This is a genomic window from Phaeospirillum tilakii (assembly GCF_042683125.1).
In the GTDB taxonomy this organism is placed as follows: Bacteria; Pseudomonadota; Alphaproteobacteria; order Rhodospirillales; family Magnetospirillaceae; genus Phaeospirillum; species Phaeospirillum tilakii.
Map to the genome: position 1 here is coordinate 45,279 of NZ_JBHUIY010000015.1, position 23,710 is coordinate 68,988.

The following is a 23,710-nucleotide window of genomic DNA, read 5'->3' on the forward strand; positions in this document are numbered from 1 at the left end:
CAGCTCGGATCGCAACGCGGGGCGGCGGAGATCAGGGGGCGAGATCGAGATAGGCGCCGCGATGATGCAGCAGCGGCCGCTCGCCGCCGCCGGGATGGATCCCCTCGACCTCGGCGATGAAGATCAGGTGATCGCCGCCGGGTTCGGTCCGCACCAGCCGGCAATCGAGGGTGACCAGACAACCGGGCAGGGCAGGGGCGCCGCCGGGCAGCGGCGACCAGGACTGATCGACCCAGCGCGCGGCGACCGGGCCGGCGAAGCGGTTGGACAGGTCGCGCTGGGGTTCGGCCAGGATGTTGATGCCGCAGCGGCCGGCGGCTTCGATCGCCGGCAGGCAGGAGCCGTCGCGGCCGAGACAGAACAGCACCAGCGGCGGATCGAGCGACAGCGAGGCGAAGGCGCTGACGGTGACCCCGACCGGATTGCCGCCGGCGGGATCGATCGCGGTGATGACGGTGACGCCGCTGGCGAAGGCGCCGAGCGCCTGCCGGAAGGATCGTGGATCGAGGCTCATCCCGCCGGTCTCCCTCCTGGCGCCGTCTCAGTCCCCGCGCAGGGGCGGGCGGGGCGGCGCGATTGCATGGTCTGACCGGTCCCCCCGGGGAGGGACCGGCGCGTCAGCCGAGGTCAGTCGGCGTCGGGGGCGTCCTCGAACCCGCCGGCATCGGTGCCGTCGCTGATCGACATGCCGTCCTCGATCATCTCGTCCTCGTTGGCGACCGCCTCGAAGGCGAGTTCACGGTCGGCGAAGCCTTCCATCTCGTCTTCCTCGGGCTCATCGACCTCGACATGCTTCTGCAGGCCCTGGATCAGGGCGTTCTGCAACCCGTCAAGCGGCACGGCATCCTCGGCGATCTCGCGCAGCGCCACCACCGGGTTCTTGTCGTTGTCGCGATCGAGCGTCAGCTTGGCCCCGCCCGAAATGTCCCGCGCCCGCTGACCGGCCAGCAGCACCAGCTCGAAGCGGTTGGGAATCTTCAGTACACAATCTTCAACCGTGACACGGGCCATTATCAAAATCCGCCATGATTTTTCCGAAACGGAACGACCTTTATAGCCAGCCGGGCGCGCGCGGCGCAAGCACCCTGCGCCGCGCCGGCCGCTCTTTTTGCGGTCAGGGCTCAGCGCGCCGGCAGTTCCTCGACGGTGATCGGACCGGAGGGGGTGCCGGCGGCGCGGGAGGGCGGGGTGTAGACCGGGGTGTCATCGGGAACGGAATCGCCGCCGCCGCTGCCGCCGCGCAGCGCGGCCGCCGGGGGCGGGGGTTCGGCGGCGGCCTCGGCCGGCGTGGCGGCCGGCGCCGGGCCGGCCTGCTGGGACGAGGCCGGCGCATTCTGGCTCTTCTCGATCACCTTGACGGTATGGGCGATCAGGTCGGGCACGCCGCAGCCGGACAAGGCCGGCGCCAGCCCGGCCAGGATCAGGGCGGCACGCAGGGAAGCGATCCGGGTCATGATCAGGCCGGCTCCACCTCCACCACCGGCTCGACCCGGACCAGCTCGCCGCCTTCGAGCGCCGCCAGCCGGGTGAGGTCGTCGCCGCTGCGGCCCCAGACGTTGGCGCGGCTGGCGAAGCGGATCTCCTCGGCCTCGGAGCAGGGGGTGGGACCATAGCCGATGATGATCACCTCGCCCTCGGGGCGGAAGGCGATTTCGCCCGGCTCGACCACCTCGCGGGCGTCGTCCTCGCGCCCCGCCCGGAGCGGAGCCTGGAAATAGATCTCGCCCGGCCACAGGGTGACGCGGGATTCGAACGGGGCCGCCGCCAGCACCGCCTGCGCCGTCGGCGTGGCATACAGATCGACGTGAAGCACGATCCGGCCGACGCTGATTTTCACTTTTGCCATCTCGCCCGCGTTCCCTCGAGGTTGCTGGTGCCGCGCCAGTTTGCCCGTTCCCGCCCGGCTTGACCAGACCCAGCCGTCAGGCCGGCGCGGGCGGCGCCCGCGTCCGGCGTCAGATATGCTCGCCCCGGCTGCGCAGGGCGCGCAGCACCTCGCGGGTATGTTTGGCGATCATCATCTCCTCGTCGGTGGGGATCACCCAGATCGACACCCGGCTGTCGAGCGCGCTGATCAGGGGGGCGTTCTGCTCGTTGGCCTCCTCGTCGATCTTGAGCCCGAGCCATTGGCTGAGGGCGCAGACCCGGGTGCGGATCCGGGCGGCGTTCTCGCCGATGCCGCCGGTGAACACCAGGGCGTCGAGCCCGCCCAGCGCCGCCGCCAGCGAGCCCAGTTCGCGGGCGATGCGGTAGACGAACAGTTCGACCGCCTCGGCGGCGCGCGGCTCCAGGCTGTCGAGCAGCACCCGCATGTCGCTGCTGACCCCGGACACCCCGAGCAGGCCGGACTTGCGGTAGAGCAGGTCCTCGATCTCGGCGGCGCTCATCCCCTTCTGCTGCATCAGGTACAGCACCACCCCGGGATCGAGCGCGCCCGAGCGGGTGCCCATCGGCAGGCCGTCGAGCGCGGTGAAGCCGAGCGAGGAGGCGACGCTCTTGCCCGAATCGATCGCGCACATCGAGGTGCCGTTGCCGAGATGGGCCGCCACCACCTTGGCCCGCGCCGTCGCCGGGGCATAGGCCTTGAGGGTGCGGGCGATGTATTCGTAGGACAGGCCATGGAAGCCGTAACGCTTGACCCCCTCCATCGTCAGGCGGCGGGGCAGGGCGAAGGTCTGCGCCTGCCACGGGTTGGAGCGGTGGAAGGCGGTATCGAAACAGGCGACCTGGATCAGGTCGGGATGGACCTGGCGCAGGGCGCGGATCGGGGCGAGGTTGTGGGGCTGGTGCAGCGGCGCCAGCGGCACCAACTCCTCCAGCTCGTCGAGCAGGGCGTCGGTGATCAGCATCGGCGCCGAATAGACCGCGCCGCCATGGACGACGCGATGGCCGGCGGCACGCAGCCGCACCTCGCCGAGATGGTCCTCGACCCAATCGATCAGGTGCTTGAACAGATCCTCGTGGCTGATGTCGGGACTATCGAGCCAGCGCCGCTCGTGCAGCACCTGCCCGGTCGGCGCCTTGACCAGGAAATGGGGGGAAACGTCGATCCCCTCGACCTGCCCCTTGCAGGTCAGGATCGGCTTGATCCCCTCTTCCGACAGATAAAGCGAGAACTTGATGCTGGAGGAACCAGCATTGATCACCAGCACGCCGTCCTGCTGCATGGAGCCCCCCTTGCCCTGTTGTGGCCACGGGGGGCCCGCCGGCCCCCGGCGGCGGTTAGCCGATGGTCATTCGGCGGCGATCGCCTTGCCGCCCTTGCGCCGGGCATGGGCCACCCGCACCGCCACCGCGCAGGAGGCGAGGCGGGCGCGGGCGCTGTCGGCGCGACTGGTCAGCACGATCGGCAGACGGGCGCCCAGCACGATGCCGGCGGCGTCGGCCTCGGCCAGATAGCACAATTGCTTGGCCAGCATGTTGCCGGCCTCGAGATCGGGCACCAGCAGGATGTCGGCCTTGCCCGCCACCGGTGAGACGATCTTCTTGATCCGCGCCGCTTCCTCGTTGATGGCGTTGTCGAAGGCGAGCGGGCCGTCGAGCACCGCGCCGCTGATCTGACCGCGATCGGCCATCTTGCACAAGGCGGCGGCGTCGATGGTCGAGGCGATCTTGGGATAGACCGTCTCCACCGCCGACAGGATCGCCACCTTGGGCTTGTCGATCCCCAGCACATGGGCCAGTTCGATCGCGTTCTGGAGGATGTCGGCCTTGTCCTCCAGCGTCGGCTGGATGTTGATCGCCGCGTCGGTGATCAGCAGGGTGCGGGGATAGGTCGGCACGTCCATGATGAAGACATGGCTGATCCGCCGCGCCGTGCGCAGGCCGGTATCGCGCGCCGCCACCTCGTGCATCAGCTCGTCGGTGTGCAGCGAGCCCTTCATCAGCACCTCGGCCTCGCCGGCGCGGCACAACTCGACCGCCCGCTTGGCCGAATCATGGCTGTGGGCGGTATCGACGATGCGCAGGCCGGCGATGTCGATGTCGAACTCGCGCGCCACCTGCTGGATCTTGGCCTCGGGCCCGACCAGGATCGGCCGGATCAGGCCGAGATGGGCCGCCTCGACCGGTCCTTCCAGCGAGACCTGATCGCAGGGATGGCACACCGCCACCGACACCGGCTCCATCCCGGCGCAGCTGAGGATGATGTCCTCGAACACATGGTGGGCGCGGTGCAGCCGGGCCTCGTGCAACTGGATCCGGGGCTGGACGAACTTGACGGTGGGGGCGGTGACCCGGGCGCGGCCGGTGAACACCGTCTCGCCGGTCTGCTTGACCGCGAGGCAGTCGAACACCACGTCCTGCGGCGGCACCAGCTCGGCCACGGTGACGGTGACGGTGACGGTGTCGCCGATGCTGATCGGGGTCAGGAACGAGATGTCCTGGCTGCGGTAGGCGGCGCCCGGCCCGGGCAGCTCGTTGCCGAACAGCGCCGACAGCAGCGACGCTCCCCACATCGAATGGGCCTTGACCTTGCCGCCCAGGCTGAATTTCTCGGCGACCTCGGGACTGAAATGGATCGGGTTGAGGGCGCCGACCGCCACCCCGAACAATTCGACGTCGTCTTTCTGGCAGGTCCGGGTCAGGGTGGCGCTGTCGCCGACCCGAATTTCGTCAAACGTCCGGTTTTCCATCATATCGGCCATGATCGGCTCCGTGTCGGTCCTGGGCCCCCTATTTTGCAATGCACAATATAGGCACGCGGCGGGATTTGCACAATGACCGCTTGGCGACGATGTCGGGGGGGCCGGCGCATGGCTCGGGGGGATGGGATCGCCCCTTGGCGGGGGTGGGGGGAACCCACATCTGTGCGCAGGAGGGGCGATTGCAACGCCTTCCCACCCCCTCTATCCTGTTCGGCCAGCGCAAAGCGCACAGCCCGGAGAGGTATGGATGAGCGTCCGCAGTCTCAAGCCGTTGTTGCATCCGCAATCCGTGGCTGTCGTCGGCGCCTCGACCAAGCCCAAGAGCATCGGCTGGGTAGTGATGCGCAACCTCCTGCGCGAGGAATTCGCCGGCCCGGTGATGCCGGTGACGCCGGAGCATCCCTCGGTCGCCGGGGTGCTGGCCTATCCCGACGTGTCCTGTCTGCCCCAGCCGCCCGACCTCGCCCTGATCTGTTCTCCGCCCGAGACGGTGCCCCGGGTGCTGGAGACGCTGGGCAAGCGCGGCACCCCGGCCGCCTGCATCATGAGCCAGGGTCTGCACCGCGCCCGCACCCCGGAGGGGGACAGCGCGCTGGAACGCACCCTGGCGGTGGCCCGCGCCCACGACATGCGGATCCTCGGCGGCGGCAGCATGGGGATCCTGGTGCCGGGGATCGGGCTCAATGCCAGCTCCGCCCATCGCGGCGCGCTGCCGGGCAAGCTGGCCTTCGTGTCGCAATCGGGCGCGCTCTGCACCGCCGTGCTCGACTGGGCCCGGCCGCGCGAGATCGGCTTTTCCCACTTCATCCATCTCGGCGACACCGACGGGGTCGGGTTCGGCGACGTGCTCGATTATCTCGGCAGCGATCCCTCGACCCGGGCGATCCTGCTCTACATCGAGACGATCCAGCAGCGCCGCAACTTCATGTCCGCCGCCCGCGCCGCCGCCCGCAACAAGCCGGTGCTGGCGATCAAGGCCGGGCGCAGCATGGAGGGCGGCCGCGCCGCCGCCTCGCATACCGGGGTGCTGGCCGGGTCGGATCTGGTGTTCGACGCGGCACTCCGGCGTGCCGGCATGCTGCGGGTGCGCGACATCGACGAGATTTTCGGCGCGGTGGAAACCCTGGCCCGCGCCCGTCCGGTCAAGGGGCGGCGGCTCGCCATCCTCACCAATGGCGGCGGCATCGGCGTGCTGGCCGCCGACGATCTGGCCGAACTCAACGGCGAACTGGCCGCGCTGCCGGAGGAGGTGATCGCCCGGCTCGATTCGGTGCTGCCGCCGACCTGGTCGCATGGCAATCCGGTCGATATCGCCGGTGACGCCGACGGCGAACGCTACGTCAAGGCGCTGACCATCCTGATCGAGTCCAAGGTGGTGGATTCGATCCTGGTGATGCATGCGCCGAGCGCGATCAGCGACCCGTCCGAGGTGGCGGCGGCGGTGATCCGCTGGTGCAAGGACCGGCCGCGCGCCAACATCATGACCTGCTGGGTCGGCAGCGAGGCGGTCGAGCATGCCCGCCACCTGTTCTCCGGCGCCGGCATTCCCGCCTACGACACCCCGCGCGCGGCGATCCAGGCGCTGATGCATCTGATCGAGTACCGCCGCAACCAGACCCTGCTGATGGAAGTGCCGGCCTCGGCCCCGACCGATTTCGTCCCCGACACCGCCCGCGCCCGCGCCCTGATCGACCGCGCTTTGGCCGAGGGCGGCGGCACCCTCAACGAGCCCGAGGCCAAGGCGGTGCTGGAGGCCTACGGCATTCCGGCGGTCGAGACCCGGGTCGCGTCTACCCCGGCCGAGGCGGCGGAGATCGCCGCGACGATGAAGGGCCGCCTCGCCCTCAAGATCCTGTCGCCCGACATCGTCCACAAATCCGACGTCGGCGGGGTGGTGCTCAATCTGCCCGGCCCGGCCGAGGTCGAGAAGGCGGCGCGCGAGATGCTGGAGCGGGTGATCCAGATCTCCCCCGAGGCCCGCATCTCCGGCTTCACCGTCCAGACCATGGCCCGCCGTCCCGGCGCCCAGGAACTGATCGTCGGCGTCGCCACCGACCCGGTGTTCGGCCCGGTGATCATGTTCGGCCAGGGCGGCATCGCCGTCGAGGTGATCGCCGACCGGGCGATGGCGCTGCCGCCGCTCAACACCACCCTGGCCAACGAGCTGATCTCGCGCACCAGGGTGTCGCGCCTGCTTGAGGGCTATCGCGGACGCCCCCCGGCCGACCGCGAGGCGATCGCCCGCTCGCTGGTCCATCTGTCGCAATTGGTGGTCGATTTCCCCGAGATCGTCGAACTCGACATCAACCCGCTGTTCGCGGATTCGAAGGGGGTGCTGGCGCTCGACGCCCACATCACCGTCGCCCCGGCCCGGCCCGGCACCGAGCATCTGGCGATCCGGCCCTATCCCAAGGAACTGGAGGAATTGTTCGCCCTGCCGGACGGGCAGCGGGCGCTGCTGCGGCCGATCCGCCCCGAGGACGAGCCCAACCATCATGTCTTCATCTCGCGCCTGACCCCCGAGGACATCCGCTTCCGCTTCTTCGGGCTGGTCCACGAACTGCCGCACAGCGAGATGGCCCGGCTGACCCAGATCGATTACGACCGCGAGATGGCCTTCCTCGCCGAGGTGGCCGGCGGCAATGACGGGCGCGAGACCGTCGGCGTGGTCCGCACCGTGACCGATCCCGACAATGACAAGGCCGAATTCGCCATCGTCGTGCGGTCCGACCTTAAAGGCAGCGGGCTGGGCAAGCGGCTGCTGACCAAGATGATCGCCTATTGCCGGTCGCGCGGCACCAAGGTGATCGCCGGGCAGGTGCTGAAGGACAATCCCCGCATGCTGGCCTTCGTCCAGCATCTCGGCTTCGTCCCCACCCGCACCGTCGATGGCGACATCGTCGAGGTCGAACTCGATCTGCACAGCGCGGCGGCGGCGCGGATCGAGTAGCCCCCCTCCGGGGGGCTGCCGAGAGGCGCTGCCTCTCGGCGCTCTCCGCGAAGGGCCACGGGCCCTTCGAACCCCAAGGCAGGCTTGACCGGCGTCAAGGCGTGGGCCGGTGGGGTGGGGCAGGGTGGGGACAGAGATCCTCATCCGGGAAAGGACGATCCGATGTTCTGTTATCAGTGCGAACAGACCGCCCACGGCACCGGCTGCACCGAAATCGGCGTGTGCGGCAAGAATGCCGAGGTGGCCGGGCGGCAGGACCTGCTGCTCGACGTGACCAAGCAACTGGCACTGCACCTGTCCCGCCGTCCGGCCTCGGAACGCCGCGCCGCCGCCGGGCTGATCGAGGAGGCGCTGTTCGCCACCGTCACCAACGTCAATTTCGAGGTTGAACGGCTCGACGCGCTGATCCGCACCGTCGCCGCCGCCGCCGGAAGCCGTCTGCCCGAGGCCGGGGACGACCTCAGGGCGCTGGCCGACGCCGCCGGGATCCCGGCGCGGCGCGAGCGTTACGGCGCCGACGTCACCGGCTTGCAGGAGCTGCTGACCTATGGGCTGAAGGGGATGGCCGCCTATGCCCACCATGCCCGCCGGCTGGGCCAGGTCTCGGCCGCGGTCGATGATTTCACCCTGACCGCGCTGGCGGCGCTGGCCGACGGCGAGGCCGATCCCGACCGCCTGCTCGACCTCAACCTGCGCTGCGGCGCCGCCTCGGTCGAGGTGCTGGCCTGTCTCGACGCCGCCAATACCGGCGCGTTCGGCGCGCCCTCGCCGGCCCCGGTCCGACTGGGCCATCTGCCGGGCAAGGCGATCCTGGTGTCGGGCCATGACCTCGGCGACCTCGCCGCCCTGCTCGAGCAGACCGCCGGCACCGGCATCAACATCTACACCCACGGCGAGATGCTGCCGGCGCATGGCTATCCCGAACTGCGCCGTCATCCCCATCTGGTCGGCCATTACGGCGGGGCGTGGATGCGCCAGCGGGTCGAGTTTGACGCCTTCCCCGGCGCGATCCTGATGACCACCAACTGCATCCAGAAGCCGGCCCCCAGCTATGCCGAGCGCCTGTTCACCTGCGGCCCGGTGGCTTGGCCCGGGGTGGGGCACGTCGCCGGCCAGGATTTCAGCGCGGTGATCGCCGCCGCCCAGGCCGCCCCCGGCTTCACCGATACCGTCAGCCAGGGCGAACATTGGGCCGGCTTCGGCCACCATGCGGTGCTCGGCCTCGCCGACACGGTGATCGCGGCGATCAAGAGCGGCGACATCCGCCGCTTCGCGGTGATCGGCGGCTGCGACGGCAGCGACACCGCCCGGTCCTATTACACCGACCTCGCCACCGGCCTGCCCCAGGATTGGGTGATCATGACCCTCGGCTGCGGCAAGTTCCGGGTGATCGGCCATGATTACGGCCAGATCGGGGCGGTGCCGCGCCTGCTCGACCTCGGCCAGTGCAACGACGCCTTCTCGGCGATCCGCATCGCCCAGGCCCTGGCCGGCGCGTTCGAGTGCGACCTGAACGACCTGCCGGTGCGCCTGATCCTGTCCTGGTACGAGCAGAAGGCGGTGTGCGTGCTGCTGGCCCTGCTGCATCTCGGCCTGCGCGACATCCGCATCGGACCGAGCCTGCCGGCCTTCGTCACCCCGGCGCTGTTGCAGATCCTGGCCGACAAGTTCGCCGTCCACCCGGTCGGCACGGTCGAAGCCGATCTCGAAGCCCTGGTGGCGTAACGGGATCCAAGGGCCTACCGGCCCTTGGCGGGCGCGGGCAGAGCCCGCCCAAACGGGGCGTTGCCGCGATGCGGCAACGCCCCGTAGCCCTGTCAGCCGAGATTGGCCTCGGCGAAGGACCAGTTGGCGAGATGGTCGAGGAAGGCCTGAACGAAATCGGGCCGGCGGTTCTGGTAATCGAGGTAGTAGGCGTGCTCCCACACATCGATGGTCAGCAGCGCCTTCTGCCCGTGGGCCAGCGGCAGATCGGCGTTGGCGGTCTTGACCACCTTCAGCTTGCCCTGGTCCTCGACCAGCCAGGCCCAGCCCGAGCCGAACTGGCCGGTGGCAGCGGTCTTGAACTCGGTCTTGAAGGCGTCGAACGAGCCGAAATCGGCCTCGATCCGGGCCAGCAGCTTGGCGCCGGGCTGGCCGCCGCCGCCCTTGGTCAGGCTGTTCCAGAAGAAGGTGTGGTTCCACACCTGGGCGGCATTGTTGAAGATCGCCTGCTTGGCCGGCAGATCGGCGGCGGCGGCGAGGATGATCTCCTCCAGCGTCTTGCCTTCGAGATCGGTGTCCTTGATCAGCCCGTTGAGGTTGGTGACATAGGCGGCGTGATGCTTGCCGTGGTGAAACTCAAGGGTCCGGGCATAGATGTAGGGTTCGAGGGCATTGGGAGCAAAGGGAAGCGGCGGAAGCTCGAAAGCCATGTTACACCTCGCGTTATCAGGCTTTTGTGAAACGGCCTGGAATTCATCTAAACCACTGACGCGAAGATAGGCATTTTCCCCCTGGTTGTGAAGGGTCTTATGCCTTATGGACCAAAGACCAGGGCGGGGCGGCCGAGCGCCCACCGCGCGGCATCGAGCCCGCTGGAAATCGCCGCCTCGATGGTGCAGGGCCAGGGCGAGCGCAGCCAGTCGCCGGCCAGCATCACCCCGGCCAGCGGGGTCTCGGGGCCGGGGCGGCGGGGCAGGGTGGCGGGATCGTGGGCCAGGGTGGCGCGGCGCTCCTTGATCACCCGCACCGGCGGGATCGCCGCCGGGTCGCGGCCGAGGACGCGGGCGATCTCGCCCCACAGCACGGCGGCGACCGCGTCGGCGGGACGATCGACCAGCGGCTCGGCCGCCGACACCGTCACCGACAGCACGTCGCCGCGCGGAAACAGCCAGTGGCCGAAGCCGTTGACCAGCCCGAGGAACGGCGCGCCACCCGGCAGGGCCACCGCCGCCTCCAGCCGGAAATGGGCGTTGACGATGGTGCGGGTCGGCAGCGGCGGGATCCAGCCGGGCAGGATCGGCGCCACTGCCCAGGGCGGCAGGGCCAGCACCACCCGATCGGCCTCGCCCAGCACCTCCGGCCCGTCCTCGAACAGCAGCCGGCCGCATTCGATCCCGGTCAGGCGGCGGCGGAACTGGATCTCGGCGCCGTAGCTGGCCAGGGTCGCCAGCGCCGGTGCCACCAGTGCCGCCGACAGGCCATGCGGGAACAGCCAGGGCGACAGCGCCGGGGCGCCGCCCAGCAGCGCCCGCCGCATCGTCCAGGCAAACATCCGCGCCGAGGCTTCCTCGGGCGCGGTGTTGAGGATCGCCTCGCACAGCGGCTTCCACAGCCGGACGAAGCCGCGTCGGCTTCCCAGCCGCTCGGCGACACTGGCCTCGCGCCGGGTCCAGGGCAGGCCGAGGGCGCGCAGGATCTCGCCCGGCCCGGCGGGAATCCGGGTCGGGCTGACCTCCCAGCGTTCGCCGCTGGCCAGATCGTGGAACGGGAAGCGGGGCGCGACCGGGCGCATCGCCTCCAGCCCGCCGGTGGCGCGGGCATAGGCCAGCGCGGTACGGTTGGCACCCAGCACCAGATGACTGCCATTGTCGATCACCCGGTCGAGCTTGTCGTCGCGGAACGAGCGGCAGCGCCCGCCGGCGTGACCGGCGGCTTCATACAGACGGACCCGCACCCCGGCGCGGGCGGCGGCGGTGGCGGCGGCCAGCCCGGCGAGGCCGGCGCCGACGACGTGCAGGGTCTGGGGCTGGGGGGTCTGGGGCAGGGCAGGGGCGGACATCGGCCGGGCGGCTCCCTACACCACCAGACCGCGCACCAGCCCGACCGCGCCGAGCTGGGCATAATCGGCCGGGGTCAGCTTGACCGCCTGGGCCAGCGGGTCCTCGCGGCGCAGCCGCCCCGACAGCCGCGCCGCCACCTCGACGGTGATCGCGGTCTGCAACCGCAGCCGGAGGTCGCGCACCTGCGGCACCAGCAGGCGGGCGCGCAGGATCAGCCCATCGGTCAGATCCAGGATGCGGTCGAACACCCGGCGCAGTTCGGGCGGGCTGGCCTTCTGGTGCAGCACCGAGCGGTCGAGCCCGACCGCCGCCAGCATGTCGACCGGCAGATAGACCCGGTCGAGCCGGTCCAGATCCTTGGCGCAGTCCTGGAGATGATTGAGCACCTGAAGCGCCGCGCACAGCGCGTCGCTGGCGGCGAAGGTGGCGGGGGATTCGCCGTGCAGGGTCAGCAGGAACCGCCCGACCGGCGCCGCCGACGACTGGCAATAGGCCAGCAGATCGTCCCAGTCGGCGCAGTAATTACGGCGGGCGTCGCGGCGAAAGGCGTTGAGCAACTCGGCGGCGGTGTCGATCAGGGCCGGATCGCCCTTGACCGCGGCGCGGTAGCGGGTGGCGAGGATCTGCTCCGGCCCGGCCTCGCCGCCCTTCAGCGCCCGGTCCAGCGCGTCAAGCGCGGCGACCTTGCCGTCAGGGCTCAACGCGGCGGAATCCGAGATGTCGTCGGCATGGCGGGCGAAGTGATAATAGTCCATCACCGTCGCCCGCGTCGCCGCCGACAGCAGCAGCGAGGCGACCGGGAAGTTTTCCTCGCGCGCGCTCTTGCTGGCGGCGGGCAGGGGGGCGGCGACGGTCACGGCACGATCCTTCCATGGACGGCGGGGGAAATCGGCCGCATATATGACACGTCTTGCCGGCCCGCAACAGATCCCTGCCGATGTCTTCCGCCGCCCATATCCTCGACCTGCTGCGCCATGGCGACCGCGAACGCTTCGTCGCCGCCCTGTTCGCGCCGCCCGACCGCCGCGACGACCTGATCGCCCTCTACGCCCTCAACGTCGAGCTGGCGCGGATCCGCGAGCAGGCGCGCGAGCCGATCGCCGGGCTGATCCGGCTGCAATGGTGGCGCGATTCCGTGCTGGGCGGGCAGGGCGGCGACGGACACCCGCTGGTCGGGCCGCTGCGCGCCCTCATCGCCCGCCACCGCCTCGATCCCGAGCGGATCGACCGCTTGCTGATCCTGCGCGAACGCGATTTCGCCGACGAGCCGCCGCCCGACCTCGCCGCCGCCGAGGAGCTGGCCACCGCCGGCCCGGTCGCGCTGGCGGATCTGGCCCTGACCCTGCTGGCGGCCGATGATGAAGCCAACCGGGCCGCCGCCGCCGGGGTCGCCCGTGCCTGGGGGCTGCTCGGCCATCTGCGCGCCTTGGCCCATCATCGCGCCCTTGGCCGCCGCACCGTGCCCGAATCGGCGGAGGAGGGGCTGTCGGCCCAGGCCCGCGCCCTGGCCGACCGCGCCGCCGCCGCGCTTGCCGCCGCCCGGGCGCAGCGTGGAACCACGCCAGCCGCTCTGCCGCTGCTGCTGCCGGCGCTTCAGGCCGATGCTCATCTGCGGGCGCTGCGCCGTGCCGGCTGGAATCCGCTCGATCCCGCGCTGGCGCGTCCTCGGCCGCGACCGCTGGCGCTGACCTGGGCGGCATGGCGCCGCCGGATCTGAGCCCGGATCCCCGGATCCTGGTCAACCAACCCCGGTCCGTCCGGCCTGGAGAGCAAGGGGGATGGTTTTGTCGTTTGATGGGGAGAGGAGATGCTGGGGTGTGGCTTGTTTGATGAGGGTCGATGCATTTGTCGCATAATGTGTATTATGACGACGAAACCGAGGGCAGGGCGCGGATCATCGGATCAGCCGCGATCACCCCCGGTCGATCGCGTCGCCGCTGGTAATCGGCGGATCGATCTGGTTGCGTTGGTGAACCAGGGTTCGGGTCACCGTCTCCGCATCAAGACCGGCCGACCGCAGCACCAGCCCGGCCAGTTGCAGGCTGGCCTCGACCGTTTCCGGTACCACCGCGCTGGCGCCGGCACTGCGCAGGATTTCCTTCTGCGCCAGATCATGGGCCCGGGCGATGATGGTCAATCCCGGCACCGCCTGCCGGATCTGCGCCACCGCCCGCTCCGCCGTGCGCGGCTTGTTGACGGTGATCACCGCCGCCCGCGCCCGGGCGATCCCGGCCGACCGCAGCACCCCGGGCTGGCCGGCATCGCCATAATAGACCGGCAGCCCGGCCCCGCGCGCCCGCGCCACCCGGTCGATGTCGAGGTCGAGCGCGATGTAATCGAGCCCATGCTCCTCCAGCGCCCGGGCGATGGTCCGCCCGCTGCGGCCATAACCGGCGATCACCACATGGCCGCTCTTGTGCTCGGCACCGGGATTGAACAGGTCCGCGGCCGAATGGCTCTTCAGTTTCAGCGCCAGCCGCCGGCTGATCCCGGCCAGCCCCGGAGTGATCACCATCGACAACGCCACCGCCGCCAGCAGGGTCTGGGCCTGGTCGGCGGACAGCAGATGCAATTCATGGGCCCGGCCGAACACCACGAAAGCGAATTCGCCGGTCTGGGCCAGCAACAGGCCGACCCGCAGGGCCTGGATCGCCCCGATCCCCGCCACCACCCCGCACAGGCCGATCAGCAGCGCCTTGGCCAGCGCCAGCACCACGGTCAGCCCGATCACCCGGTCGAGATGGGCGGCAACGAACGGCAGGTTGATCGACATGCCGACGGTGATGAAGAACAGGCCGAGCAGCAGGCCGCGGAACGGCTCGATATCGGCCTCGACCTGATGGCGATAGGAGGAATCCGCCACCATCAGCCCGGCGAGAAAGGCCCCCAGCGCCATCGACATCCCGGCCTGGGCGGTGGCCCAGCCGACCGCCAGCACCAGCAGCAGATTGGCGGCGGTAAACAGTTCCGGGGTGCGGATGGTGCCGAGATAGCGATAGCCCGGCCGCAGCACCAGCCGGCCGAGCAGATAGATGCTGAGCACCGCCAGCGCCGCCTTGACCCCGGCCAGCCCCAGCGCGGTGGCGATCTGCCCGGGCGATTCGGCTAGCAGCGGCAGCAGCACCAGCAGCGGAATCACCACCAGATCCTGGAAGATCAGCACCGCGACGGCGATGCGGCCGTGATGGCTGACCGCCTCGTTGCGCTCGACCAGGATCGCCAGCACCGTGGCGGTCGAGGAAAAGGACAGGGTCACCCCCACCACCAGCGCCACCGGCGGCGCCAGCCCACAGGCCAGCCCGGCCAGGGCAAACACCGCCCCGCAGGCCACCACCTGCAACAGCCCGAGCCCGAAGATCATCCGCCTCAACGTGCGCAACCGCGCCAGCGGCAGATCGAGCCCGATCGAAAACAGCAGGAACACCACCCCCAGCTCGGCCAGCGGCCGGGTGATCTCGGCCTCGATCGACACCGGCCCCGGGGTGTGCGGCCCGAGCGCGATGCCGGCGACCAGATAGCCCAGCACCGAGGGCACCCCCAGGCGCTGGAACAGCGGCACCACCACCACCGCCCCCGCCAGCAGGCTCAGCACCACCAACTGGGGATCGGTGATCGTCATCGAAGCTCTCTTTCCGTCACCGTCCCGTCCGCCCCCTGCCCTGCCCCGCTCTCGGTTCAGGCCGGGTCGGGCAGCTCCAGCACCATGCCATCATGGGCCGGTTCGACCCCGGGCGGCAATCGGCGCCGCAGGGTCTGGTAATCGAGCCGCGACCCCATGTGGGTCAGCACGGTGCGGCGCGGCCGGAAGCGTTCGACCCAGGCCAGCACCTTGCCGACATCGGCATGGGTCGGGTGGGGCTCGTCGACCAGACAGCCGACGATCAGCAAATCGAGCCCCTCCAGCGCCGGCAGCGATTCTTCGGGGAATTCGACCACGTCGGTGCAATAGGCGGCATCGCCGATCCGCAGCCCGAGCGAGCGGCAATAGCCGTGATCCTGATCGATCGGCCGCACGGTCAGGTTGCCGACCTCAAACGGCCCCGCGACGATGCGGGGCTCCAGCATCGGCCGGTAGATCACCCCCTGATAGCCGGGATCGAGCGGCTCGAAGGCATAGCCGAACCGCTCGCGCGCGGTGGCCAGCATCTCGGCGCTGCCCCAGGCCGGCAGGAACGCGCGGGTGACGCGGTTGATCTCGCGCAGATCGTCGAGCCCGTGCAGATGGTCGGCATGGTCGTGGGTCCACACCACCGCGTCGAGCCGCCGCACCCCGGCATCGAGCAACTGGGCGCGCAGATCGGGGGGCGTATCGACCAGCAGCCGGGTGCCGGCGGCGCTTTCGACCAGGATCGCGGCGCGGCGGCGGCGGTTGCGGTCCTCGTTGGGATCGCACCGCCCCCACCCCGCCGAAATCCCCGGCACCCCCGCCGCGCCGCCGCAGCCGAGAATGGTGATCCTCATCCCGCCACCCGGGGGAACAGGCGGTGGAAATTGGCGGTGGTGGCCTCGGCCAGCGCGGCGGGGGAAACCCCCTTCAGCTCGGCCAGCCGGGCGGCGGTCAGGGCGACATAGGCCGGTTCGTTGCGCTTGCCGCGATGGGGAATCGGGGCGAGATAGGGGGCGTCGGTCTCGACCAGCAGCCGGTCGAGCGGCACGGCGGCGAAGGTCTCGCGCAGCGCCTCGGCGGTCTTGAAGGTCATGATCCCCGAGGCGGACAGGTAAAAACCGAGCTTCAGCATCCGTTCCGCCAGGGCCGGGCCGCCGCTGAAACAATGGATCACCGCCCCGAACGGGCCCAGGGCGCTCTCCTCTTCCAGGATCGCGGCGGTGTCCTCGTCGGCATCGCGGGTATGCACCACCAGCGGCAGGCCGCTCTGGCGGGCGGCGGCGATATGGGCGCGGAACGCCGCCCGCTGCGCCTCGCGCGGGCTCTTGTCGTAGTAATAATCGAGGCCGGTCTCGCCCAGGCCGACCACCTTGGGATGGTCGGCCAGCGCCAGCAGCCGCTCGGCCGTCGCCTCCTCGTTGCCGGCCTCGTGCGGATGCAGGCCGACGGTGCAATAGACCGAGGCAAAGCGTTCCGCCACCGCCAGCACCGCCGCGTGGCGCGACAGGTGGGTGCCGATGCTCAGCATCAGCCCGATTCCGGCCCGCTCCGCCCGCGCCACCACCTCGTCCAGTTCGGCGGCGAAATCGGGAAAATCGAGATGGCAATGGCTGTCGACCAGCATGGCACCAACCCCTTGATTGCGTGGGCGCCGCCCACACCCGCCAAGGGCCGCAAGGCCCTTGGAACCCGTTGCTTTTTAAGGCGTTTCCGGCTCGACGAAGCGGGGGAACACCCCCTGCGGCGCCGGCAGGGGGGTGCCGGCGGTCAGGCGGCCGGTGGGACCGAAGCGGTCGAACCCCCTGCCCTGCTCCGCCACCCCGACCTGATCGAGCAGCCGCCCGGCCGAGGTCGGCATGAAGGGTTGCAGCAGGGTGGCGACGGCGCGGATGGTCTCGGCCAGCACGTACAGCACGGTCTGCATCCGCGCCGGGTCGGTCTTGCGCAGGGTCCACGGCGCCTGACGATCGACATAGACGTTGGCGGCGCGGATCACCACCCAGATCGCCTCGAGGCCCTCGTGGAAGGCCTGGCGGTCGATCGCGTCGCGCAGGGTGGCCAGCAGCGCGTCGGCGGCGCCGAGCAAGGCGTGGTCGTCGTCGGTGAAATCGGGCTGGGGGGTGGGGACCACCCCGCCGCAATTCTTGGCGATCATCGACAGCACCCGCTGGGCGAGGTTGCCGAGATCGTTGGCGAGTTCGCTGTTGATGCGGCCGATCATCGCCTTGTGGCTGAAATCGCCGTCATTGCCGAACGGCACCTCGCGCAGCACGAAGAAGCGGAACGGATCGAGCCCGTAGGTGTCGATCAGCGCCAGCGGATCGATCACGTTGCCGAGCGACTTCGAGATCTTCTGCCCCTCGTTGGTCCACCAGCCATGAGCGAACACGCGGCGCGGCGGCTCCAGCCCGGCGGCCATCAGCAGCGCCGGCCAGTAGACGGCGTGGAAGCGCAGGATGTCCTTGCCGACGACATGATGGACCACCGGCCAGAACCGCTCGAACAGCGCGCCGCCGGCCGGATAGCCGACCGCGGTCATATAGTTGGTCAGGGCGTCGATCCACACATACATGATGTGTTTTTCGTCGCCCGGCACCGGGATGCCCCATTTGAAGCTGGTGCGCGACACCGACAGGTCCTGCAACCCGCCCTTGACGAAGCTGATCACCTCGTTGCGGCGCGAGGCCGGCGCCACCGCGTCGGGATTGGCCTCGTACCAGTCGAGCAGGCGCTGCTGCCACGCCGACAGGCGGAAGAAGTAGCTCGGCTCCTTGACCCATTCGACCGGGGCGCCGGTGGGGGCGAGGCGGCTGCCGTTGGGGCCGGCGACCAGTTCGTCCTCGCCGTAGAACGCCTCGTCGCGCACCGCGTACCAGCCCTCGTAATGGCCGAGGGTGATTTCGCCGCGCTCGACCAGGGTGGTCCACAGCGCCTCGCAGGCGGCATGATGGCGCGGCTCGGTGGTGCGGATGAAATCGTCGTTGCTGGCGCCGAGCCGGGCGGCGAGGTCGCGGAAATTGGCCGAATTGAGATCGGCCAGCGCCTGCGGGGTGATCCCCGCCGCCTCGGCCGATTTCTCGACCTTCTGACCGTGTTCGTCGGTGCCGGTCAGGAAGCGGACATCGAACCCGTCGAGCCGCTTGAAGCGGGCCAGCACGTCGCAGGCGACGGTGGTGTAGGCATGGCCGATATGGGGCTTGTCGTTGACATAATAGATCGGCGTCGTGACGTAAAAAGCCTTGGCCCCGGTCATCGGCGGTCCTCCGTCCTTGGGTGGAGCGGACGCCGCCCCGGCGGCCCGCTAGCCGGCCGCGCGACGCGCGAGTCGCTCCACGGTGAGAAAAGCCCCCAGCACCACCTGCTTGCGGTCAAGATAGACCGCTTCGGCGCGGGCGAAGAGAAGGCTGATCTTTTCCCACACCTCCAGCCATTGATCAAGGCTGGCCGCCGCATGCAGCCGTCCCATCAGGGCCGCTTCGCCCGCCACCACCTCGCCGCCCGGCTCGGGCCCGGCCGCGCCGGCCCGCACCAGCCGGGCCAGCCACCAGCCGAACAGTTCGGTAACGGTGGCGTACAATTCGCCGGCCTCGGGCCGGGCCATCCGGTCGGCGAAGCCATGCAGCGCCGGCAGGTCGAGCCGGGGCAGCCCGGCCAGCAGCCCGACCATCTCGCGATAGAGATCAAGCCCGCCCCCGGCGGCGAGGCCGAGGGCGCGGCCGATGCTGCCCTCCCCCAGCCGGGCCAGGGCGCGGCGGTCGGCCTCGGCCAGTTCGGGATGGGCACGGCCGAGCAGATCCTCGACCAGCGGCTCGGCCAGCGGCCGCAGGGTCAGCCGGCGGCAGCGCGAACGGATGGTCGGCAGCAGCCGCCCGGGCGAATGCGCCACCAGCAGCAGCAGGGCGTTGCGCGGCGGCTCCTCCAGCACCTTCAGCACCGCGTTGGCGGCGTTGCGGTTCATCTCGTCGGCGGCGTCGATGATCACGATCCGCCAGCCGCCCTCGGCCGGGGTCAGGGCCAGGAAGGCGCCGACCCCCCGGGCGTCCTCGACCACGATTTCGCTGCGCAACTTGGTCTGGCGGTCGTCGCTCCAGCCGCGCTCGACGATTTCGAGGTCGGCATGGCCGCGCGCGGCGATGCGGCGGAACACCGGATGCTCGGGCGAAATCGCCAGCGTCGCGGGCGGCGGCGCCGGCCCGAACAGGCCGTCCCCCTGCCCCACCCCGCCGCCGCCGGCCAGGATGAAGCGGGCCAGCCGATAAGCCAGGGTGGCCTTGCCGATCCCGCGCGGCCCGCAAATCAGCCAGGCGGAGGGAAACCGCCCCGAGGCCCAGGCCTCAAGCAGGGTCCGCTCGGCCGCCTCGTGCCCGAGCAGCAGTTCGGCGGCGCGCGGGGGCGCCAGCGCGCTCACGCCGGCGGCTCCAGCCGGGCCTCGACCGTTTCCAGCACCGCCCGATGCACCGCCGCGACCGGCTGGGCGGCGTCGATCACCGCGCAGCGCCTGGGCTGGGCGGCGGCAATGCCGAGAAAGCCCTGGCGCAGCCGCTGGTGAAAATCGAGCCCCATCCGCTCGTAGCGATCCTCGCCGCCGCCGCGATGCCCGGCCCGGCGCAACCCGTCCTCGACCGGCAGGTCGAGAATCAGGGTCAGGTCGGGGGCGAAGCGGCCGACGGCCAGACGGTAGAGGGTGCCGATCAGCTCGGGATCGAGGCCATGGCCGAAGCCCTGATAGGCCAGGGTCGAATCGGCGAAACGGTCGCTGATCACCCAGGCGCCGCGTTCCAGCGCCGGCCACACCGTGGCGCGCAGATGGTCGCGCCGCGCCGCGAAATGCAGCAGCGCCTCGGTCACCCCGTCCCAGCGCCCGGTGTCGCCCGACACCAGCAGCGCCCGGATCGCTTCCGCCCCGGGCGAGCCGCCCGGCTCGCGGGTGGTGACCACCTCCAGCCCGCGCGCGCGCAACGCCTCGGCCAGCAATGCGGTCTGGGTCGATTTGCCGCCGCCCTCGCCGCCTTCGAAGGTGATGAACCGCCCCAAACCTGTCCTCCGCTCAATCAAAAGCGGGCTGCCGCCCGCGCCCGCTTGGAGGCTGGCGCCTCCAAACCTCCCCCTTTTTCGAAAAAGAAGGGGGTCCGGGGCATCGCCCCGGGCGGGCTCGCGGGCGGCAGCCCGCGCAGTGTGTTTACGCGCGCGAGGCGCGCGGGCGGCAGCCCGCCAGCTTACTTCGGCGCGCTGGAGAACGCGTTGCCGATGGTTTCGATGATCCGGCCGCCGAAGCCGAGCCGGGCGACGTCGGCCCCGGCCACCAGCGGCGCCTCGATCGGGGCGGCGAGACCGGGGGCGGTGACCACCAGCTTGCCGACCGGGGTGCCGGCCTTGATCGGGGCCGGGATCGGGCCGGTGAACACCACCGACACCTTCATCTCGGCGCGGGCGCGGCGCGGCAGGGTCACGCCGAGATCGGTCTGGGCCACCAGCGGCACGGTATGGGACTGGCCCATCCACACCGGGGCGTCGGGCACCACGGTTTCGCCGGCATGGAACAGCGGGTAGCGGTCCCATTCGCGGAAGGCCCATTCGGCCAGCCGGCGGGATTCGTCGGCGCGCTGCTGCATCGAGGTCATGCCGTTCAGCACCATCACGATCCGGCGCTCGCCGCGCTTGACCGAGGCGACCAGACCGAAGCCGCCGGCCTGGGTGTGGCCGGTCTTGAGGCCATCGGCGCCGGGAGTGCCGCCGCCGCCGGCGCTGGTGTAGAGCAGCGGGTTGCGGTTGCCCTGCTTGATGCCGTTGAAGGTGAATTCCATCTGGCTGAACAGCGGATAGTAATCCGGGAAATCGCCGATCAGGTGGCGGGAGAGGGTCGCGAGATCGCGCGCGGTCATCAGATGTTCGGGGTCGGGCCAGCCGCTGGCGTTGCGGAAGGTCGAATGGGTCATGCCGAGCTGACGGGCGCGGCGGGTCATCGCCTCGGCGAAGGCCTCCTCGCTGCCGGAATAGGCTTCGGCCAGCACCGAACAGGCATCGTTGCCGGACTGGATCACCACGCCCTTCAGCAGGTCATCGACGCTGACCGAGGAATGGACCGGCAGGAACATCAGCGACCCTTCGGTCTTGTAATGCCGCTTCCACGCGGATTCCGACACCGGCAGCATGTCGGTCGGTTTCCACGCCCCGCTCTTCAGCTTTTCGAACACCATGAACACCGTCATCAATTTGCTCATCGATGACGGGGCCATCAGTTCGTCGGCATTCTTCTCCAGCAGCACGGTGCCGGTGTCGAAATCGATGACGATCGCCTGACGGGCGGGGGTTTCGATCGACTGGGCGGACGCGGCCGAAGCCCAGGCGAGGCAGGCGGCGACCAGGGCCACCAACAGCGGCCGGCGGAACAGCGGGGATGTCTTCAACGTCTTCGACCTGTCAGTTGCGAAAGAAAGCCGGGAACCGGCGGCGGAAACGGGACGGCCGGGGGCGGGGCTCAGTCCACCACCACCCGGGCGTCGGCCTGACCGGCGGCGACCACCGCCGCCAGCATCCGGTCGGCGTCCTCGACGCTGGCGATCGGGCCCAGCCGCACCCGGAACACGGTGCGGCCCTGCACGGTCGCCTGCTGGATCTGGGCGTTGCCGAGACCGGACAGCCGCGCCGACAGGCGCAGGGCGTTGTCGTGGCGGCCGAACGACCCGGCCTGGACGAACAGATTGGTGGCGTGGACCGGCTCGGTCGTCACCTGCTGGCCGGCCAGCGCCGCCGGGGTCAGCGCCACCGGCTGCGGCCGGGCGGAAGGCGCGGGCTGAGCCGGCTGGGCGGACGCGACCTGGGACGAGGCCGAACCGGGCGGCGGCAGCGGCTCGGCCTGGGGCGCGCTGCGGGCGGCGGGCGGCGGCGGCAGGGTTTCCGCCGACACCGAACCGCGCGGCGCCGCCTCGGCGACCTTGGGCTCGTTGTTGTTGTTGGAATCCGCCGGCAGCTTGCCGGCGAGGACCCGGCTTTCCTCGTTGAGGACCTGGACCCGCACCTTGGCGGTGCCCTTCCCTTCCATCCCCAGCAACTGGGCCGACTTGCGCGACAGATCGATGATCCGGCCGTTGACGAACGGGCCGCGATCATTGATCCGCACGATGATGCTGCGGCCGTTCTCGAGGTTGGTCACCCGGGCGATGCAGGGCAGTTGCAGGGTCTTGTGGGCGGCGGTGACCGCGTCCTGGTCGAACACCTCGCCGTTGGCGGTGGCCTTGGCGTGGAAATCGGGGCCGTACCACGAGGCGATGCCGGTCTCGTCGTAGTCGAAATCCTCCTGCGGGTAGTACCACACCCCGCCGACCTGATAGGGCTTGCCGATCTTGTAATTGGGACTGGCGGAGGAGGAGATCGCCGGCGCGTCGCCGCCGCCGGAAGGCCGCGACGGCCCCGAGCCGGCACAGCCACCCAGCGCCAGCAGCCCCGACGCGATCACCAGCGTCAGCCCCCGAGCCCGCCGCGCGGTGCGCATGCCCTGTTCCTTCCCAACCATTGTCGCGATTCGGGTGCGAAGCTTAACGATCGGCGATCCGATCCGCAAGATGACCGGCGGCCAGCGCAAAAAAAGTCGAGCGGTTCCACTTCATCACCGTGCGGAAATTTTCGGTGACCAGGAAAGCGGCGTCGCTGGCCGGGTCGGGCCGCACCAGCCGCAACCCGTCCCCGGCGCCGGCCAGCGTCCCGCCGTCGGCGGCGACGATCCCGAGCCGGGCCCAGGCCGAGGCCGGGCGGGCCGGCTTGTCGGTGCCGATCAGGCTGGTGTCGAATCCGGCCGGCAGCGTCACCGCCTTGCCCCAGCCGAGTTCGGGACGCCAGCCCTCGTCGGCGAGGTAATGCGCCGCCGAGGCCAGAGCGTCGGCGCGGTTGGTCCAGATGTCGCGCCTGCCGTCGCCGTCCCAATCGACCGCGTGGCGCAGATAGGTGGTCGGCATGAACTGGCACTGGCCCATCGCCCCGGCCCACGAGCCGATCATCGCCTTCGGCGTGGTGTCGCCATGGTCGAGGATCCGCAGCGCCTGCATCAGCTCGCCGCGGAAATATTTGGCGCGGCGGCCGTCATAGGCCAGCGTCGCCAGCGACGCCACCACCGACATGTTGCCCATCTGCTGGCCGTAATTGCTCTCGATCCCCCACAGCGCGACGACGAAACGGGCCGGCACGCCATAGCGCCGCTCGATCGCCGCCAGCAGGTCGCGGTTGGCCTGATACAGCCGCCGCCCCTCGGCCACCCGGGTCGGATTGACCACCTTGGCGAGGTATTCCGGGAAGGTCAGGGTGAATTCCGGCTGCTTGCGGTCGAGTTCGATCACCCGGTCGATGTGGCGCACCCCCTCGAAGGCGGCGGAGACGGTGGCCGGGCTGATCCCCTTCCCCACCGCCTCGCGCCCGACCTCGTCGAGGAAGGCGGCGAACACTTCGGGCGAAGGCGGCGGCGGCACGTCGGGCAGGGCCGCCACCGGCGGCGGGGCCGGGGCCGGCACCGGGGCGGCGGTCGCCGGCACCACCGGCGCGGGGGCCTCGCCCACCGGCGCCGCGGGCCGCGCCGCGTCGGCGTCGGCGGTGCCGACGCAGCCGGGCAGCCCGGCCACCGTCAGCAGCGCCAGGGCGGTTCTCGCCAGGATCCGTCCCGACCGTTCCGGCCGTCGCTGTCTGCCGCTCATCCTTCCGCTCCTTTTCTCGTCCCGCGCGTGGCGGCCCGGTTCCGGACTCTGCCGGAACCGGG

21 protein-coding genes are annotated in these 23,710 nt (G+C 70.5%); 3 read left to right on the plus strand and 18 right to left on the minus strand.

The features are described 5' to 3' along the window. Window positions 1-31: 31 nt before the first annotated feature. The 6 genes from ACFSNB_RS09235 to ACFSNB_RS09260 all read right to left on the minus strand — a co-directional run bounded on the left by ACFSNB_RS09235 (window position 32) and on the right by ACFSNB_RS09260 (window position 4,646). Window positions 32-514, minus strand: coding sequence for a flavin reductase family protein (locus ACFSNB_RS09235; protein WP_377315887.1), 483 nt, complete (start codon window positions 512-514; stop codon window positions 32-34). A 113-nt stretch (window positions 515-627) separates the two neighbouring features. Beyond that, on the minus strand, window positions 628-1,011 hold the full coding sequence (gene rpoZ, locus ACFSNB_RS09240; protein ID WP_377315888.1) for a DNA-directed RNA polymerase subunit omega: 384 nt from the start codon (window positions 1,009-1,011) through the stop codon (window positions 628-630). Window positions 1,012-1,121: 110 nt separating this feature from the next. After that, a complete protein-coding gene (locus ACFSNB_RS09245; RefSeq protein WP_377315889.1) occupies window positions 1,122-1,454 on the minus strand; it encodes a hypothetical protein in 333 nt (110 codons plus the stop codon). 2 nt (window positions 1,455-1,456) lie between these two features. Then, the gene (locus ACFSNB_RS09250) at window positions 1,457-1,846 is read right to left on the minus strand and encodes a cyclophilin-like family protein (protein ID WP_377315890.1); all 390 of its coding nucleotides are present in this window, start codon (window positions 1,844-1,846) and stop codon (window positions 1,457-1,459) included. A 109-nt stretch (window positions 1,847-1,955) separates the two neighbouring features. Continuing rightward, complete coding sequence (locus ACFSNB_RS09255; protein ID WP_377315891.1) at window positions 1,956-3,167, minus strand: acetate/propionate family kinase; 1,212 nt, start codon at window positions 3,165-3,167, stop codon at window positions 1,956-1,958. A 66-nt stretch (window positions 3,168-3,233) separates the two neighbouring features. Beyond that, window positions 3,234-4,646 (minus strand): bifunctional enoyl-CoA hydratase/phosphate acetyltransferase, encoded by a 1,413-nt coding sequence (locus tag ACFSNB_RS09260; RefSeq protein ID WP_377315892.1) that lies wholly within the window; start codon window positions 4,644-4,646, stop codon window positions 3,234-3,236. Window positions 4,647-4,893: 247 nt separating this feature from the next. Between ACFSNB_RS09260 and ACFSNB_RS09265 the strand changes: the two genes are divergently transcribed. Together ACFSNB_RS09265 and hcp are read left to right on the plus strand one after the other, a co-directional pair. Then, the gene (locus ACFSNB_RS09265; RefSeq protein WP_377315893.1) at window positions 4,894-7,596 is read left to right on the plus strand and encodes a bifunctional acetate--CoA ligase family protein/GNAT family N-acetyltransferase; all 2,703 of its coding nucleotides are present in this window, start codon (window positions 4,894-4,896) and stop codon (window positions 7,594-7,596) included. A 162-nt stretch (window positions 7,597-7,758) separates the two neighbouring features. Beyond that, complete coding sequence (gene hcp / locus ACFSNB_RS09270; RefSeq protein WP_377315894.1) at window positions 7,759-9,321, plus strand: hydroxylamine reductase; 1,563 nt, start codon at window positions 7,759-7,761, stop codon at window positions 9,319-9,321. 92 nt (window positions 9,322-9,413) lie between these two features. Here the strand turns inward: hcp and ACFSNB_RS09275 are convergent, their stop codons facing one another. From ACFSNB_RS09275 to hpnC, 3 genes are all read right to left on the minus strand, one after another. Further along, on the minus strand, window positions 9,414-10,010 hold the full coding sequence (locus tag ACFSNB_RS09275) for a superoxide dismutase (protein WP_377315895.1): 597 nt from the start codon (window positions 10,008-10,010) through the stop codon (window positions 9,414-9,416). Between the two features lie 104 nt (window positions 10,011-10,114). Further along, window positions 10,115-11,359, minus strand: a complete 1,245-nt coding sequence (locus ACFSNB_RS09280) for a hydroxysqualene dehydroxylase (protein ID WP_377315896.1) — start codon at window positions 11,357-11,359, stop codon at window positions 10,115-10,117. Between the two features lie 15 nt (window positions 11,360-11,374). Continuing rightward, window positions 11,375-12,217: a squalene synthase HpnC gene (gene hpnC, locus ACFSNB_RS09285; protein WP_377315897.1), complete on the minus strand. Its 843-nt coding sequence runs from the start codon at window positions 12,215-12,217 to the stop codon at window positions 11,375-11,377. Window positions 12,218-12,297: 80 nt separating this feature from the next. Here hpnC and ACFSNB_RS09290 point away from each other — a divergent pair, with 80 nt between their 5' ends. Then, window positions 12,298-13,077 carry a squalene/phytoene synthase family protein gene (locus ACFSNB_RS09290; RefSeq protein ID WP_377315898.1) on the plus strand — a complete coding sequence of 260 codons (780 nt, stop codon included), beginning with the start codon at window positions 12,298-12,300 and terminating at the stop codon, window positions 13,075-13,077. A 195-nt stretch (window positions 13,078-13,272) separates the two neighbouring features. Here the strand turns inward: ACFSNB_RS09290 and ACFSNB_RS09295 are convergent, their stop codons facing one another. From ACFSNB_RS09295 to ACFSNB_RS09335, 9 genes are all read right to left on the minus strand, one after another. Then, entirely contained in the window at window positions 13,273-14,979 is a 1,707-nt protein-coding gene (locus tag ACFSNB_RS09295) for a monovalent cation:proton antiporter-2 (CPA2) family protein (RefSeq protein WP_377315899.1), read from the minus strand. Window positions 14,980-15,035: 56 nt separating this feature from the next. Next, window positions 15,036-15,821: an MBL fold metallo-hydrolase gene (locus ACFSNB_RS09300; protein ID WP_377315900.1), complete on the minus strand. Its 786-nt coding sequence runs from the start codon at window positions 15,819-15,821 to the stop codon at window positions 15,036-15,038. After that, a complete protein-coding gene (locus tag ACFSNB_RS09305) occupies window positions 15,818-16,591 on the minus strand; it encodes a TatD family hydrolase (RefSeq protein WP_377315901.1) in 774 nt (257 codons plus the stop codon). The genes ACFSNB_RS09300 and ACFSNB_RS09305 overlap by 4 nt, the downstream gene beginning before the upstream one ends. Window positions 16,592-16,666: 75 nt before the next feature. Next, complete coding sequence (gene metG / locus ACFSNB_RS09310) at window positions 16,667-18,220, minus strand: methionine--tRNA ligase (RefSeq protein ID WP_377315902.1); 1,554 nt, start codon at window positions 18,218-18,220, stop codon at window positions 16,667-16,669. Window positions 18,221-18,268: 48 nt separating this feature from the next. Continuing rightward, complete coding sequence (locus tag ACFSNB_RS09315) at window positions 18,269-19,375, minus strand: DNA polymerase III subunit delta' (RefSeq protein WP_377315903.1); 1,107 nt, start codon at window positions 19,373-19,375, stop codon at window positions 18,269-18,271. Then, on the minus strand, window positions 19,372-20,001 hold the full coding sequence (gene tmk, locus ACFSNB_RS09320; protein WP_377315904.1) for a dTMP kinase: 630 nt from the start codon (window positions 19,999-20,001) through the stop codon (window positions 19,372-19,374). The genes ACFSNB_RS09315 and tmk overlap by 4 nt, the downstream gene beginning before the upstream one ends. Before the next feature lie 182 nt (window positions 20,002-20,183). Further along, entirely contained in the window at window positions 20,184-21,374 is a 1,191-nt protein-coding gene (locus tag ACFSNB_RS09325; protein ID WP_377315905.1) for a D-alanyl-D-alanine carboxypeptidase family protein, read from the minus strand. A 71-nt stretch (window positions 21,375-21,445) separates the two neighbouring features. Then, window positions 21,446-22,459, minus strand: coding sequence for a septal ring lytic transglycosylase RlpA family protein (locus tag ACFSNB_RS09330; protein WP_377315906.1), 1,014 nt, complete (start codon window positions 22,457-22,459; stop codon window positions 21,446-21,448). Between the two features lie 43 nt (window positions 22,460-22,502). Then, window positions 22,503-23,648 carry a lytic murein transglycosylase gene (locus tag ACFSNB_RS09335; RefSeq protein ID WP_377315907.1) on the minus strand — a complete coding sequence of 382 codons (1,146 nt, stop codon included), beginning with the start codon at window positions 23,646-23,648 and terminating at the stop codon, window positions 22,503-22,505. Window positions 23,649-23,710: the final 62 nt, after the last annotated feature.